15 protein-coding genes are annotated in these 16,025 nt (G+C 34.5%); all 15 read left to right on the plus strand.

Features of this window, described 5'->3' with window-relative positions; translation table 11 throughout:
- Positions 1 to 270: 270 nt before the first annotated feature.
- The 15 genes from hsdR (at position 271) to M2326_RS16745 (ending at position 15,663) form a co-directional block, all read left to right on the plus strand.
- Complete coding sequence (hsdR, locus tag M2326_RS16675) at positions 271 to 2,727, plus strand: EcoAI/FtnUII family type I restriction enzme subunit R (protein ID WP_264620681.1); 2,457 nt, start codon at positions 271 to 273, stop codon at positions 2,725 to 2,727.
- 12 nt (positions 2,728 to 2,739) lie between these two features.
- Positions 2,740 to 2,994: an FUSC family protein gene (locus tag M2326_RS16680; protein ID WP_264620682.1), complete on the plus strand. Its 255-nt coding sequence runs from the start codon at positions 2,740 to 2,742 to the stop codon at positions 2,992 to 2,994.
- 127 nt (positions 2,995 to 3,121) lie between these two features.
- Positions 3,122 to 3,685, plus strand: a complete 564-nt coding sequence (locus tag M2326_RS16685; protein WP_264620683.1) for a TetR/AcrR family transcriptional regulator — start codon at positions 3,122 to 3,124, stop codon at positions 3,683 to 3,685.
- A gap of 71 nt (positions 3,686 to 3,756) precedes the next feature.
- On the plus strand, positions 3,757 to 4,503 hold the full coding sequence (locus tag M2326_RS16690; RefSeq protein ID WP_264620684.1) for an SDR family NAD(P)-dependent oxidoreductase: 747 nt from the start codon (positions 3,757 to 3,759) through the stop codon (positions 4,501 to 4,503).
- An 83-nt stretch (positions 4,504 to 4,586) separates the two neighbouring features.
- Entirely contained in the window at positions 4,587 to 5,561 is a 975-nt protein-coding gene (locus M2326_RS16695; RefSeq protein WP_264620685.1) for an alpha/beta fold hydrolase, read from the plus strand.
- Complete coding sequence (locus M2326_RS16700; RefSeq protein ID WP_264620686.1) at positions 5,561 to 6,532, plus strand: alpha/beta fold hydrolase; 972 nt, start codon at positions 5,561 to 5,563, stop codon at positions 6,530 to 6,532. Before M2326_RS16695 ends, M2326_RS16700 begins: the two co-directional genes overlap by 1 nt.
- A 344-nt stretch (positions 6,533 to 6,876) precedes the next feature.
- The gene (locus M2326_RS16705; protein ID WP_264620687.1) at positions 6,877 to 7,572 is read left to right on the plus strand and encodes a septum formation inhibitor Maf; all 696 of its coding nucleotides are present in this window, start codon (positions 6,877 to 6,879) and stop codon (positions 7,570 to 7,572) included.
- 29 nt (positions 7,573 to 7,601) lie between these two features.
- Positions 7,602 to 8,252 carry a peroxiredoxin-like family protein gene (locus tag M2326_RS16710; RefSeq protein ID WP_264620688.1) on the plus strand — a complete coding sequence of 217 codons (651 nt, stop codon included), beginning with the start codon at positions 7,602 to 7,604 and terminating at the stop codon, positions 8,250 to 8,252.
- Between the two features lie 189 nt (positions 8,253 to 8,441).
- A complete protein-coding gene (locus M2326_RS16715) occupies positions 8,442 to 8,840 on the plus strand; it encodes a DUF2721 domain-containing protein (RefSeq protein ID WP_264620689.1) in 399 nt (132 codons plus the stop codon).
- Positions 8,841 to 8,956: 116 nt separating this feature from the next.
- Complete coding sequence (locus tag M2326_RS16720) at positions 8,957 to 10,342, plus strand: DUF1800 domain-containing protein (protein WP_264620690.1); 1,386 nt, start codon at positions 8,957 to 8,959, stop codon at positions 10,340 to 10,342.
- 12 nt (positions 10,343 to 10,354) lie between these two features.
- Positions 10,355 to 11,521 carry a DUF1501 domain-containing protein gene (locus M2326_RS16725; protein WP_264620691.1) on the plus strand — a complete coding sequence of 389 codons (1,167 nt, stop codon included), beginning with the start codon at positions 10,355 to 10,357 and terminating at the stop codon, positions 11,519 to 11,521.
- A gap of 61 nt (positions 11,522 to 11,582) precedes the next feature.
- Positions 11,583 to 12,473 (plus strand): EamA family transporter, encoded by an 891-nt coding sequence (locus tag M2326_RS16730; protein WP_264620692.1) that lies wholly within the window; start codon positions 11,583 to 11,585, stop codon positions 12,471 to 12,473.
- A gap of 177 nt (positions 12,474 to 12,650) precedes the next feature.
- Positions 12,651 to 12,929 carry a TIGR03643 family protein gene (locus M2326_RS16735; RefSeq protein ID WP_264620693.1) on the plus strand — a complete coding sequence of 93 codons (279 nt, stop codon included), beginning with the start codon at positions 12,651 to 12,653 and terminating at the stop codon, positions 12,927 to 12,929.
- 92 nt (positions 12,930 to 13,021) lie between these two features.
- On the plus strand, positions 13,022 to 14,878 hold the full coding sequence (locus M2326_RS16740; RefSeq protein WP_264620694.1) for a M61 family metallopeptidase: 1,857 nt from the start codon (positions 13,022 to 13,024) through the stop codon (positions 14,876 to 14,878).
- A 71-nt stretch (positions 14,879 to 14,949) separates the two neighbouring features.
- On the plus strand, positions 14,950 to 15,663 hold the full coding sequence (locus M2326_RS16745) for a DUF4369 domain-containing protein (protein ID WP_264620695.1): 714 nt from the start codon (positions 14,950 to 14,952) through the stop codon (positions 15,661 to 15,663).
- Positions 15,664 to 16,025: the final 362 nt, after the last annotated feature.

Genomic DNA, 16,025 nt, shown 5'->3' on the forward strand with positions numbered 1-16,025 from the left:
ACAATATTCAATAATTTAATCAAAAGAATGGTAAAAGCAGATAATATTTGTCAAAAGGAGATCATATGTAACTAACTGCTTACCTCAAAAAATATAATATTGCATTTGATGAGGCTTATGTTTGGGAGTAAGCAGGACTTCGTCCTACCATAACCGATAACATCCCATCGGGATTAACATAAAAGTCCCAACGGGACGCTATATACTAAAGATGGACGTAGTCCTTCTGTACTAAAGATAACTTATAAAAACCCTGAAAGGGTGATATATATGAACGAAGCACAAACCAAACACGATTTAATAACACCTGCTTTGCAAGCTGCAGGTTGGGGCATTGTTGAAGGCAGTCGATTACGTTTGGAGTTTCCCATAACCAAAGGCCGTTTAATTGGCCAAGGCAGAAGAGCCACACCGCTTTATGCAGACTACGTTTTAGAATACAAAAACAGAAGAATTGGTATTGTTGAAGCCAAAAAAAGAGACGACTATTATACCTCTGGCGTTGGTCAAGCCAAAGATTATGCCGAGCGATTGAATATTCGCTACAGCTATGCTACCAATGGTTTACAAATCTACGAGATAGACATGGACGAAGCCGCAGAAGGCGAAATTCCAAAATATCCAACTCCAGACGAGCTTTGGGAAATGACCTATCCCACTCCAAAAGAAAATTACAAAATAGAAATTGCCAATTGGAAAGAACGTTTGTTCGAAATTCCTTTTGAAGACCGTGGTGGAACATGGCAACCGAGATATTATCAGCAAAATGCCATTGGTAAAGTATTAGAAGGCATTGCTGAAAAGAAAGACCGAATGTTGCTCACCTTAGCCACAGGAACAGGAAAAACAGCCATCGCTTTTCAGATTGCTTGGAAACTATTTCATGCTAAATGGAATTTAAAGCGTGATGCAACTAGAAGTCCGAGAATATTATTTTTAGCCGATAGAAACATATTAGCCGACCAAGCCTTTAATTCGTTTGGTGCTTTTGATGTTATAGACGAAAACATCAAAGTACGCATTAGTCCAAAAGAAATAAAAAAGAAAGGGCATGTGCCTACAAATGGAAGTATCTTCTTTACCATATTTCAAACCTTTATGACCAGCAAACAAAAGGAAGAGGAAGTCGAAGAGGAAATCGATTATCAAGCAGTAGCCGAACCAAGAGAAGTATATAGCAGTTCTGATTTTAACTTTGGACAATATCCACCAGATTTTTTTGATTTGATTATTATTGACGAATGTCACCGAGGTGGAGCCAATGATGAAGGTTCATGGAGAGCCATTATGGACTACTTTGCTCCTGCTGTGCAATTGGGTTTAACTGCAACTCCAAAACGGGATGTCAATGGAGATACTTACAAATATTTTGGTGACCCAGTTTATACCTATGCTTTAAAAGAGGGTATTAATGATGGGTTCCTTACTCCTTTTAAAGTAAAAGAAATACAAACCAATTATGATGAATATACGGTAACGGCTGATGATGTAATTATAGATGGCGAAGCAGAGGTTGGTGATATGTTCACCTATCGTGATTATGGTAGAAAAATCATCATTCAACAAGTAGAAGAATATCGCGTTAAAAAATTCTTGGAACTGATCAATCAAAATCAAAAGACTTTGGTTTTCTGTTCTACTCAAAAACATGCTGCATTGATTCGGGATTTAGTCAATCAATTTTCTACAAGCAAAAGCATCAACTATTGTCATCGTGTGACTGCGGATGACGGAGCAATGGGCGAGCAATATTTACGTGATTTTCAGGATAATGAAAAAAGTATTCCAACGATATTAACTACATCCCAAAAGTTAAGCACAGGAGTTGACGCTCCCGAAATTAGAAACATCGTTTTATTACGTCCTGTGGATTCAATGGTCGAATTCAAACAGATTGTAGGTCGAGGAACCCGATTATTTGATGGTAAAGATTATTTTACCTTGTTTGATTTTGTGCAAGCCCACAAACACTTTAAAGACCCAGAATGGGATGGAGAGCCTTTAGAGCCTACGCCACCACCAGGCGGAGGAACGCCAAGAGTTTGTAAACTGTGTCAAGTAAAACCGTGCGTTTGCGAAAAAACAGACCCGGAAGATTGTAAGGTTTGCAATAATTATCCATGTGTATGTGACAAATTACCAAGCAAAATCATAAGAGTTAAACTATCCGACAATAAAGAGAGAGAAATAGATTCGAATGTAAAAACGTCCTTTTGGAGTCCAAGTGGAGCGCCTATTTCCTCAGTAGAATTTATACAACAATTGTTTGGCGATTTGCCAAGTTTCTTTGCAAATGAAGAGGAGTTACGTAAACTATGGAGTTTGCCAAGTACAAGAAAAAAATTACTATCTGAATTAAACGAAAAAGGTTATACTAGTGCCCAATTAGAGGATTTACGATTGCTAATTCATGGAGAAGACAGTGACTTATTTGATGTTTTAAATTATGTTGCTTACCACAAAACCCTTGTTCCACGATTAGAAAGAGCGAGTAGCGCCAGAATTCAAATCAAAGATTACAACCCTAAACAGCAAGAGTTTTTGAACTTTGTATTGGAACAATACGTAAAAGAAGGTGTTGATGAATTAGATGATTTAAAACTGTCTCCTTTATTAATATTGAAATACAAGGCAATTGCAGATGCAAAAAAAGAATTAGGCGAAATAAAAACAATACGAGATGCTTTTGTAGGATTTCAAAAACACTTATACGAAGGGACTGCATAATTATTTAAACACATGACTCAAAACGAACTTTCGCAGCTAACCGATCAAGAATTAATGATCGAGGCTAAAAAAATGAAAACAAGTAAAATAACCAATAGTATATTCATTGGTTTTTTACTTGGAGTTATTTTTTACAGTATTGTAAAAAATAGCTGGGGAATTTTTACTTTGATTCCATTATTTTTTATTTATAAATTGGTAACCAATGCCAAAAAAGACAAACCGCTGGAAGAAGAAATGAAAGCTCGAAATTTGAAGGTCAAGTAAATAGTCCGCACTTAGGCAAAAGAAATTCAGTCTTAGTAAAGCAAAAGCATGCTTGTCAATTTAGATATTTAAATAAAAAAAAGACAGACTTGTCTGTTTTTGTAAAATATTTTTATACATTTGCCCTATGAAACATTCCGAAGTAAAAAATTCAATCATTGAAACAGCCTCTTTCTTATTTTACAAGAATGGGTATAATGCTACGGGAATAAATGAAATCATAGCCGAAGCTGGTATTGCAAAAGCCACACTTTACAACCATTTTAAATCTAAGGAAGAAATTTGCTTGGCGTATTTAAAGCACAAAAATGTCAATTTTTTAAGCGATATAGAAAAATTCACTGCTGCAAAACCAAAAAGAAAAGAACAAATTTTAGCAATTTTTGACTTTCTACAATTATTTTATCAGGACAAAGACTTTAACGGTTGTTGGTGTATTAAAACAGTTGCAGAAATCCCAAAAGACAACGAACTTATCCGTAGTGAAATCCAAACTCAAAAAAACGATTTTATCACCCTTATTTCGCAACTTGTAACTAGTAATTTGAAAAACATGACTAAGGAAGAGATCAATTCTCTTTCTCGAAAAATATATTTAATTTACGAAAGTGCTGTTGGAGAAAGTCATTTGCATCAAAAAGACTGGCCTATCCAAGAGGGTAAAAGCTTGTGTGAATTAATTCTAAAATAAAAAAATTTAATAAAACAAAGACAGACTTGTCTGTCTTTAATTACAAACACAATTAATAATAAATAAAAAAAATGGAAAATTTCAAAAACAAAGTAGCTTTAGTAATAGGCGGAACAAGCGGAATTGGTGCAGCAACTACAGCAGCTTTATTACAAGCAGGAGCAACTGTACACATCGTAGGACGAAATGTAGATAAAGTAGCAGATGCCCCTAACCTGTTCAAACACACAGCAAATATCTCTAACACTGATGATGTGGCGGCGCTAATCACTAAAATTAATGCCCTAGACAATTTAGATTACTTGGTAAATGCATCCGGTATTTTTGGACCAAAACCTTTTTTAGACCACACCTTAGAAGATTATAATTCATACCAAGATTTAAACAGAGGTTTCTTTTTCATTACTCAAAGTGTAGCAAAAAAAATGAAAGCAACTCAAGGAGGATCTATTGTAAACGTAGGTTCTATGTGGGCAAAACAAGCGATCAAGGCAACTCCTTCTTCTGCTTACTCGATGCAAAAAGCAGGATTACACTCGCTAACACAACATTTAGCTATGGAATTAGCTGATTTTAATATTCGTGTAAACGCAGTTTCTCCCGCACTTGTAAACACTCCAGTCTACCATGGCGTTTTTGGTAGTAAAGCTGCAGCCGAAGAAGCTCTTGTTGGTTTCAACGCCTTTCATCCCATCGGAAGAGTTGGAGAAGCAAGCGAAATTGCAGAGAGCATCTTGTTCTTACTTTCAGACAAAGCTTCCTGGGTAACCGGAGCCATTTGGGATACTGATGGTGGTGTGATGGCAGGAAGAAATTAATTCAGAACAACAAAAGCCGTAACGAGTTCAATGCTTGTTATGGCTTTTTTATTTTGTTAAAAATCAAACATAAAATTTACACTATGAAAAAATCAATCCTTGCACTCAGTCTTCTTATATTATTAAGTTCATGCAAAGAGAATCTAACTGTAATAAAAAACAACAAAAACCCACTTACTACGCAAGCCAACGGCAACAATGCAATTGCATATCGAAAAGCAAACGTAAACGGGATAAATATTGCCTACAGAGAAGCAGGGAACCCCGATAATCCGACGATTGTTTTATTACATGGTTATCCAGCATCCTCTTTTCAATATAGAAAAGTACTTGCACAATTAGCAAATGACTACCATTTGATTGCACCTGATTACCCAGGCTTTGGAAATAGTGATGTACCAGATCCTAAAGAATACAACTATACTTTTGACAACATCGCTACTACCATAAATACTTTTTTAGAACAGAAAAAAATCGTATCGTATGCCATTATGATTCAAGATTACGGCGCGCCTATTGGTTTTAGACTAGCTACTGCGCATCCAGAAAGAATAACGGCTATTATTACCCAAAATGGAAATGCCTATGAAGAAGGTCTAGGAGATGCATGGAAGGATATTAAAGCATTATGGTTGAATCGTAACAAGCAAACAGAGGCTGCACTACTCCCCGCTTTCTCTCTTGAAGGATTAAAATGGCAATACACACACGGCGTAAGGAATATCGAAACCGTAGATCCCGATACCTACACATTAGATTATTTAAGAGTGTCAAAACCAAACGCACATACTCTGAATTTGGATTTATTTTATGACTACCAAAACAACATCAAACTATACCCAAAATGGCAACAATACCTAAGAGACAATCAGCCACCTTTATTGATTGTATGGGGTAAGAATGATGCTTTTTTTCCCGAAAGTGGTGCGCAAGCTTTCAAAAAAGATGTAAAAAATGTAGATTACAACATTTATGATACAGGTCATTTTGCTCTTGAAGAAGATGGTTCCCTTATTATTGAAAAGATTAGAAACTTCATGAATAACCTTAAAAAATAATGATAAATAAAACAATTTTATTTCTGCTATTGATCGTAACGGTAGCTGGTTGTGGTTCGAAATCACAACTTACCGAAAACAAATTTTATTTACCGCCTGCAACGACATATAATTCCGTTGCGATTGATAGCGTGAAATTGTTTTACCGAGAGGCAGGAGATAAATCCAAGCCAACCATTGTTTTATTACACGGCTACCCCTCCTCTTCACACTCCTATAGAAATTTGATCCCCATGTTGGCAACGCGCTATCACGTCATTGCGACAGATAATTTGGGTTCAGGATACAGCACACATTTAGACCCAAGCAAAACTAAATATACCTTTGATTTACTAGCAGATTATACTCAAAAATTAATCGACACGCTTCAAATCAAAAATTATGTGATGTACATGCAAGATTTCGGAGCTCCTGTGGGCTACCGCATGATGATGCAAGATCCCAAAAGAATTGATGCTTTGATTGTTCAAAATGCCAATACTTACCTAGATGGATTAACACCCCAAAGACAAGCATTTTTTAGGACAGCTCAAACAGATACTTCGCAAGAAAAACATGATTTTCTTTATAGTTTAACCAGTAAAGACGCGATCATCAACAAGCAATATTTATTTGATTTAGACAGTACCAATCTAAATATTCAAAGTCCAGATGCTTGGACTCATGATTTGGCTTTTTTAGCTTTTAAAAATGATAGAGAAATCCAAGTACAACTGTTTCAAGATTACAATACCAACTTAATTCGGTATCCAGAATGGCAAAAAATGCTCAAAGAAAACCAACCAAAAACCTTAATAGTTTGGGGTAAAAAAGATCTAAAATTCAACTATAAAGGAGCCGAAGCCTATCTAAGAGACTTACCAAAAGCTGAATTACATTTGCTTGATGCTGGACATTTTGCTGCCGAAGAAAAGACGCGAGAAATAGCCCAATATATCTTAGAATTTTTAGATAAGAACAACATAAAATAGTACATTTCGAAATGGACTACTCTTCTCTGCTACCACAACTGTTTTAATTTAGTTTGCGTAGCTTGTAATTTCTTTAATAAGCGCTGCTTTTATCATCAAAATTATCGCAATAAAAAACAATCATATGAATACTTTTCTAAAAACTTTGTGCTGCATTAGTATTGTCGCATTAATCAGTTGTCAATCAGATCAAAAAGTACCTAAAGATCAAGACAGCATAAAAAGCAGTACCCCCTTTAACCAAGGAATTTAATGAGTATTGGTATTCTGGTAAAGCAGAATTAAGCAGTTATGAACTAGAACAATCTCGCTATGGCGAAATACGCAAGGGCGAAGTAGTACTCGTGTTTGTAACAGAACCCTTTTCGATAAAAAAACAAGTCAAATTAGACGATCCCGAAAAAGCAGGAAAAGACAATATATCAGTGATGAAACTAAATCAAATTAGAAAATTAACAACTGGTATTTATGATTATTCTATTGTGAGCTCTACCTTTACACCTGTTGATCTAGGCCAATATCCACACACCTTAAAATCAAATACAAGCATTCAAGAATGGTGTGGTCATACTTTTACACAGTTCAATCTGGGTAAAAATAAGTACCATATGAAGCAATTCTCTTATTTTGAAGCCGATGGTGACACAGAGAAAGACCTGCCTATTGCGCTACTTGAAGAAGAGCTAATGACCCGTTTACGAATTAAAAAAGCACAGCTTCCTGTAGGCGAAGTGGACATGATTTTTTCAACGGTTTACAGTCGCTTTTTTTATAAAAAATTAGAGACTACAAAAGCTGTAATTAGTAAAACTGAATCTGATACGCTATTTACTTATACTATTCAATATGCTAATTATGATCGAAAGGTGACGATTGATGTTCAAAAAACTTTTCCGTACAAAATTGCATCTTGGACAGAAGATGACGGTGACGGACTGATCACAAAAGCAACTTTGAAAAAGAGCATAAACGAACCCTATTGGGAACAAAAAAAGACCTCAGACGAGGCAAAAAGAGAAGAACTCAAATTAATAAAATAAATACGACCGCAGACAATTACAATATACCTATGAAAACATTAAAAGAACAAACCGACGCAAAAATGGAAGCAGGACGTCAAGCAAATCCTGAATTCATGAAAGGCATCGATACTGAAATTGCCAAAGCAAAAGAATTTGAGCAAGGTGCAAATGCTTTAAAAATAGGAGATGTAGCAGTAAACTTTGAACTACCTAATCAACAAGGAAATCTAATCTCACTAAGCGATTTATTGGAAAAAGGGCCTGTTGTTGTTACTTTTTACCGTGGCGATTGGTGTCCGTATTGTAATTTGCAATTAAGAGCGTTGCAAGCCAGATTGGATGAAATCCAAGCACTAGGTGCGACACTCGTTGCCATTAGTCCGCAAGTTCCTGATGGTTCTTTGACTAAATCTGAAATTAGCGAAATGAACTTTACCGTTTTATCCGATCAAAATGCAAAAGTAGCTTCACAATATGGTGTTGCTTGGGAGGTTCCAGAGTTTTTGCTCGAGCACATGCGTAAGGATAGAAACTTAGATTTGCAACAAATAAATAATGGAAACGGAACGGTACTCCCTATTCCAGCCACTTTCATCATAAACAAAGATGGAATCGTAGTTTGGAACTATGTCAATGTCGATTATAGAACCCGCTCTGAACCAGAAGAAATTATTGAAGCCCTTAAAAAATTGGTTTAAAAACAATAATTAATTTTTCGAATATAAAAAAAGTAGCGTCAGTTAAACTGCAATAGTTTGGTGACGCTATTTTTTTGTAACCTTAATTAATGCAACATTCTTATTATACAATCAGACGTCTGCAATGACGTTTGAAGTTTTGCGATATTTCGAAGAATAAAGTACCTTTGAGAAACGACACAATCTACCATGAATTTAAACCTTGAAACTCCGGCCTTATTATTTTCCGCTACATCATTGATTTTGTTGGCCTATACCAATCGGTTTTTAACAGTCGCAACTATTATCCGTAGTTTGAAGGACACTTACGAAAAGGAAGAAAATCACACTATATTATTAGAAATAAAAAACCTGAATCTTCGCTTAGACCTCATTCGATCCATGCAACTTTTTGGTGTTTGTAGTTTGTTTTTATCCGTTTTTACCATGCTCCTCTTATTTATCAATCAACAAGAAGCTGCACTTTATTTTTTTGGTGCTAGTCTGCTTGGACTATTAGTTTCATTAGGACTTTCTTTCTGGGAAATTAATATTTCAATTGATGCGTTACGCGTCCATTTGAGCGGTATAATCAAAAATAATTCTTAAAGTTTAAACCTTTTTTATTTTTGAGTATCCAATAGTACAGACCTTTGCATAAGTACCTTCGCGTTGACAGTGAAATATACCTACGCTACCTGTAACTAATTTGATACCTAAAAATTATGAACCGTAATTCACTTTGGTCGCTTCGTTTGGGATTTTCGAACAAACAAGCAGCCGCAATAGAAAATTTAGGAATTAAAAAATTTCTAGAGGACTCGTTCAAGAGCTCATTCGATAAAAAAGTCCCTAGTTTTTTGGATGATAGTCCAAAAAGCAGTGAGGACCTCAAAGAATTACGAAAAGCAACTAAAGATGCCGATCCTGAGGTAAAGAAAAAAATTCAAAGAGAAGGTATCCAAACTAATCTCGCCATGAAATCGTGGTGGATTGACAAAATGCGGGATGATGAATTTCCGTTACGCGAAAAAATGACCTGCTTTTGGCAAAATCATTATGTCGCAACCTACCAAAAAGTCAAAGTCAATTATTGGGTGTATCAGCACAATCAAATTTGCAGAACGCATGCTTTTGGAAATTTTCGCGAACTTACAAAAGATATCGTACAATCCAATGCAGTCGTGCGCTACCTTGATAATACCGATAATCGAAAAGGAAAAATAAACGAAAATTTGAGCCGTGAACTACTCGAACTTTTTACCATTGGCATTGGCAATTACTCCGAACAAGACGTTCAAAACGGAGCAAAAGGACTCGCAGGATTAGGCTTAGGAGATTCAAAAGCGATGTATAGAAAAGCCTTTGAAGACAACGATTCCATCACTTATTTTGGTAAAAAAGGCATTTTCAAGGTAGATGAAATAGTGGATATTATTTTCGAACAAAAAAATACACCCTACTATATTACCAGAAAAATTCTTAAATGGTTTATTTACGACGATCCTGACGAAAAACTAGTAACCTACTATGGTGACTATTTTCGAAAAGTGGATTATGAAATCAAACCTTTGCTAGTCAAAATTTTTACCGAAGAATTCGATAAAAACACCGCTGGATCGAAAATAAAAAATCCTATAGAATATAGCTTACAACTGATTACCGAATTAAACATCGATGTACAAAACACCAATTTCTTGGCTTTTTTTCTAAAGCAACAAAATATGGACTTATTCAATCAACCAAACGTTAAAGGGTGGGATGGTGGACGGTCTTGGCTTACCTCACAGGTGTACCTACAACGCAACAATCTTTCCTACATGTTAACTAATGGAAAAGTATTGAATCAAAAAATACTAAAAGACAATTCTAAAATGAATAGTCCAAAAGGTAAAGAACAAAAGGTACATTTAAATTGGGATAAAGGTGATAACAAACAAATCATAAGTCAATTGTCTGACCGACTCTTATTTGATGTCGATGAAAATGCACAAAAAGATTTTGAGTCCGTTTTAAAATATGACTTTGATGAAAATGCTCAAAATGCAGATCAAGCAGTTTTGCGATTATTCAACACTATGATCAAATTACCCGAATTTCAATTAATCTAAAAAGGAAGTATCATGAACAGAAGAAATTTTTTAGCCTTGACCGGAACTTTCACTGGTGGTTCCTTGTTGCTCCCTGATTTTTTACATGCTTTTGGCACGCAAAATAACCTTATAATCGGTGATCAATGTGTTGTTTTTGTACAACTCAACGGAGGGAATGATGGATTGAATACTTACATTCCGTTTGAAGATCCTAACTATTATTTTTTGCGTCCAAAAATTGCTCTTTCAAAAGAAGAAGTTATTGGCTCAAATAATGGAATGGCATTTCATCCTGCTTTGAAAGGATTTGCACAAATACAACAAAATGGAGATCTCTCCGTCTTACAAAATGTAGGCTATCCAGAACCAAACCGTTCCCATTTTCGATCCCAAGAAATATGGCAAACAGCTTCTGCCTCCAATCAATACTTAAATGATGGTTGGCTAGGTCGTTATTTAGACTTACAATGCAAAGAACACAACCCTATTGCGGGAATAAATATAGATAGTACAGACAATTTATCATTAAAAGGTCAAGAACCCAATTCGATTACTGTTAAAGACCCTAATAACTTTAAAATCAAAAAAAATAAAAGTGAGAATACTCAATTATCAAAAAACCCTTCTTTGGATTTTGTTCGAAAAATTGCCGATTCGGTAGTAGAAGGTTCTGATGAAATTCAAAAAGCCTTGGCTAAATCAACATCCGAAGCAAATTATCCAAAAACTGGGTTGGGGAAAAATCTAGAATGGATTGCGCGTTTGGTAAAAGGTAATTTAAATTCTAAAGTATATTATACTTCGCTAAACGGTTTTGACACACATGATAATCAATTACCTTCTCATAAAAGCAAATTAACGGAGCTAAATGATTCCGTTTATAGTTTTTATGAAGATTTGAAGAAAGCCAACTTATTGCAAAATGTAACTGTAGTAGTTTTTTCTGAATTTGGTCGTCGTGTAAAAGACAATAAAAATGGAACAGACCATGGAAAAGCAGCCCCCATGTTTATCATTGGAGGGAATAACAAAGGGAAGATAGTGGGGAACAATCCAAATCTAACCGATTTAGACAACGGTGATTTGAAATACGAAATTGACTTTAGAAGTGTTTATGCCTCCATTTTACAACAAAAACTAAATTTTGATTACACTAAAATAGGCATCAAAAACCAACCCTTAACGGGTTTATTCTAAAGAATAACATAGCAAAAAGCATAAAAAAACCGCTATCTTTACCTGTCATTAAAATAATAAAATGTTAAAAAACAGTTTAATCAAAGGGGTTTTCTTAGTGGGTCTAGGTTCTATTAGTTATGGTGTCCTGGCCACTTTTGTCAAAATGGCCTACCAAGAAGGATATAGTACTGCAGAGGTAACCACATCTCAATTTATTTTAGGCATGATAGGCTTACTGATTATTAATGGGTTTCAAAAAATAAAAAATAAAAACAAAGGATTAAAGGCTTCCAGGAAAGATATTTCTCAACTAATGTTGGCGGGAACTTCTATGGGGTTCACTACGATTTTTTATTATTTATCGGTCAAATATGTTCCTGTTTCTATTGGAATAGTCCTTTTAATGCAGACCGTATGGATGAGTGTCATTCTCGAAGCGATATTAACCAAAAAAATTCCTTCTTCCAAGAAAATAATTTCGGTTTTGATTGTATTGTTTGGAACTCTATTGGCCACCAACTTGTTAACGACAACTTTAAACATTAATTGGATTGGGGTTGGTTTTGGACTTCTCGCAGCTGCCTCTTTTACAACAACCATGTTTACAGCCAACAGCATTGCAACGTCAATATCATCAGCGCAGCGCAGTTTATACATGCTTGCAGGTGGTGCAATTATCGTATTTTCTTTTGCCACCTTTACTCAAACAACTAGCTTTCATTTTGATGTTTTTGTTAAATGGGGCCTCATATTATCATTATTTGGAACCATAATTCCTCCTATTTTAATGAATGCTGGTTTTCCAATAACAGGAATTGGCTTAGGCAGCATTATATCTGCAATAGAATTACCAACCTCGGTTATGATGGCTTATTTCCTTTTAAATGAACAAATTAATTGGACTCAATGGTTGGGAATTACCCTCATATTATTTGCCATCGTAATTATGAATATCTCCAAAAAAGCATAATCGAATTCCATTTACTACCAAAACATGCCTAAAAGATACCTAAAATAAAAAAAAACACTAAATTTTATAAAAAAAACGTTCGTTTCAATGAAACCAACAATATTTTTTATTAATATTGGTAGATAAATAGAATTATCTATCATAACATTAAAACCAATTTGAATTAATTTTCACGTGATGAAAAAGAGTAGCCGAAAAGAACTGAACTGGGAACAAACAGAAAAACTTGTTACATTAGCTCTAGAAGAGAAAAATCCATTTGAAATCATCAAAAAGGAATTTGGTCTAGAAGAAAAAGAGGTTTTAGAGATCATGAAGAAAAAGATGCCTCTTGAGAAATTTGAAATGTGGAAAAAAAAGGCAACCGCCAATAAACCAAAACCAAAACCAATCAAAATTGATGATTTTGATGAAGATTTGGATGGAAAATATTATATAAAGAATAAGTTTGATTAAACTTTGCCAAAGCACTCCAATTGGAGTGCTTTTTTAATCTAAAAAAACTTCTATACCAAACAACTCATGAGTTGTAAATCAATACACATACAATGAAAAAAATACTAATTACCCTTACACTTACCACTTTACTTTGGAGTTGTAAGTCAACTATGGTAAACACTATAAGTCAAAATGAAGTACAAGTAGACATTAACTTAGTCGATATCAAAGATGACAAAGTTATGGTAACCGTTACACCTCCAAAAATCACACAAAACGAAGTACACTTCAGCTTACCCAAAATTGTTCCTGGAACATACTCAGTCGACAATTATGGAAAATATATTGATAACCTTAAGGCTTTCGACAAAAAAGGTAATCCTTTGACAATAGCAAAAACAGATGAAAATACTTGGGTAATACAAAATGCAACTACCTTAAACAAAATCACCTATTTGGTAAATGATACATTTGATACTGAAAAAGGAACTGAGTTTGGTAGTGGTGATATTTTTTCACCAGCAGGATCAAACATCCTTGCCAACAAAAATATTGTATTAAACGCTCATTGCTTCGTTGGATACTTTGATAATTTAATGGATACACCTTATAAAGTTAACATCAGTCACCCAGTTCAACTATCAGGAGCAACTTCAATGATAGATAAGGATACAAGTAAAACAAATGATACTTTTATCTCTTCAAAATATTCGGAATTGGTCGAAAATCCAATAATGTATAGTAAACCAAATTCGACTTTTTTTAAAATCGATGATATGGATATAGAAATTGCGGTCTATTCTCCAACCGGAAAAATAACTGCAGAAAGCATTACTGATAGTATGAAAACCATGATGACTGCACAAAAAAGATTCTTGGGTAACATCAATTCTACCAAAAAGTACACTGTACTCCTTTATTTGTCAGACATGGCGGCCAAAGATGCTAAAGGTTTTGGAGCTCTGGAACATCCAACAGCAACTACTGTAGTTTTTCCAGAATTAATTCCACAAGAGGAATTAACCAAGCAAATGAAAGATGTAGTGTCACACGAATTTTTTCATATTGTAACTCCACTAACGATACATTCAAAAGAAATTCAATATTTTAATTACAATAATCCAAAAATGTCTAAACATTTATGGATGTACGAAGGAATCACAGAATACTTTGCCAACCTATTTCAAATCAACCAAGGGTTAATTACTGAAGACGAATTTTATACACGTATTCAAGATAAAATAAACAGAGCAAATACATTAGATGATACCATGCCATTTACAACTATGAGTGCGAATGTGTTGGTAAGCCCATACAAGGAACAATACCTCAATGTATATGAAAAAGGGACATTGATTGCTATGTGTTTGGACATTATTATTAGAGAAAAAAGCGAAGGCAAACACGGGATATTAGATCTAATGAAAAAACTATCCCACGAATACGGAATAGAAAAACCATTTAATGATGATGAATTATTTGCCAAAATAACTGAATTAACCTACCCAGAAGTAGGTGCATTTCTAGAAAAGTATGTTGCAGGACCTACACCAATTCCATACCAAGAGTATTTATCGAAAGTTGGAGTATCTGAAGTAGAAGAACAAAAAGCTGCACCCATATTTATTAAAGGACAAACACCTTATATCGTTGTGATGCCAAACACTAAAGATATCATTGTTTCACCCTACATGGAGCCAAATGTTTTCTTTACATCTTTACAATTAAAACCCGAAGATCAAATCATCAGCATCAATAATGTAAATTACAACTTAGATAACATCTACGATTTGATTAATAAAAGTGATAAATGGAAAGAAAATGATCCAATTACGATCAAGATCAAAAGAGCTGGTAAAGAACAAACTATTATAGGAAAAGTAAAATTACCTTACGAAGCAGCTGCAACTTTGAAAGCAACAGACAACATCAAGGAAAGCCTTAAAAATGCTTGGTTAAAAGGATAAATACAGTAAAAAAAAAGACCATAGCACTACTGAATTTATAAATTTTCAGCAGCTGATCAAATTTAACTTACATGAAAAACTCAATAATTGCACTTTCTTCTTTTTTACTACTAGCCGCATGTGACAAAAAAGAAGCCAGCGGTAACTTACACATTACCGGAGATATTAAAGGTCTAAAAAAAGGAACATTATACATTCAACGATTTGATAATAATAATTACATTTCAATGGACACCATCAATATTGATGGACAATCAACTTTTGAATCCAATTTAACAATCGACTCACCCGAAATGTTGTATTTACATTTGGACAGAGGAACAACAAATTCACTCGATAACAAAATTTTATTCTTTGCCGAGCCAGGTACTATTTCCATCAAGACCAATCTTGAACATTATTTAGCTGATGCAAAAATAACAGGATCAAAAAACCAGGACATATATCAAGAATACAAAAGCTTGGCCTCAAAAATGAATGATGAAAATTTAAGTTTAATAGAAGCTAAATTTTATGCTGCCAAATTTCAGCAAACAGCAAAACTTGATAGCATTAACAACAAAGTAGCCCAAAATACAAAAAGAAAATATCTATATACTGCCAATTTTGCGGTAAACCATAAGGATGCAGAGGTAACTCCTTATATTGTTTTAACTGAAATCCCAGATATTAACATCAAATATCTAGATACAATACAAAGTACAATGTCTCCCAAAGTGGCAAAATCATTTTACGGCAAACAGCTCATATCCTACATCAGAGAAGTAAAAAACCATAATAAATAGTCCATCTAACCTACTCCAATCAGAGTAGGTTTTTTTTAGCTTTCAAAAGAAATGACTTCATGCTAAACAAATAAAAACTACCATTCAGCATCTAATTATTTGGGCATGTCCCTACTTTCACTACGTTACAGTAGCGTCAGGCTGTACGTTCCAATCTTTTATCCCGCTACGCTTCATAAAAGGATTTCCACTTCCATCCTTCATGCAAAAAACATCTCTATTCTAATCAAATTCTAAACTTCATAACAACTTTATACATAAAAGAAAATGGTTCTTCGCCTAAATTAGTGGAAATTAAAAAAACCATGTAATTTTGGGGGATGGAATTAGATGGATTAGGAATTTTGTTAGGAGTTAAATCT

The organism is Flavobacterium psychraerolatum (assembly GCF_025960985.1).
Taxonomy (GTDB): Bacteria; Bacteroidota; Bacteroidia; order Flavobacteriales; family Flavobacteriaceae; genus Flavobacterium.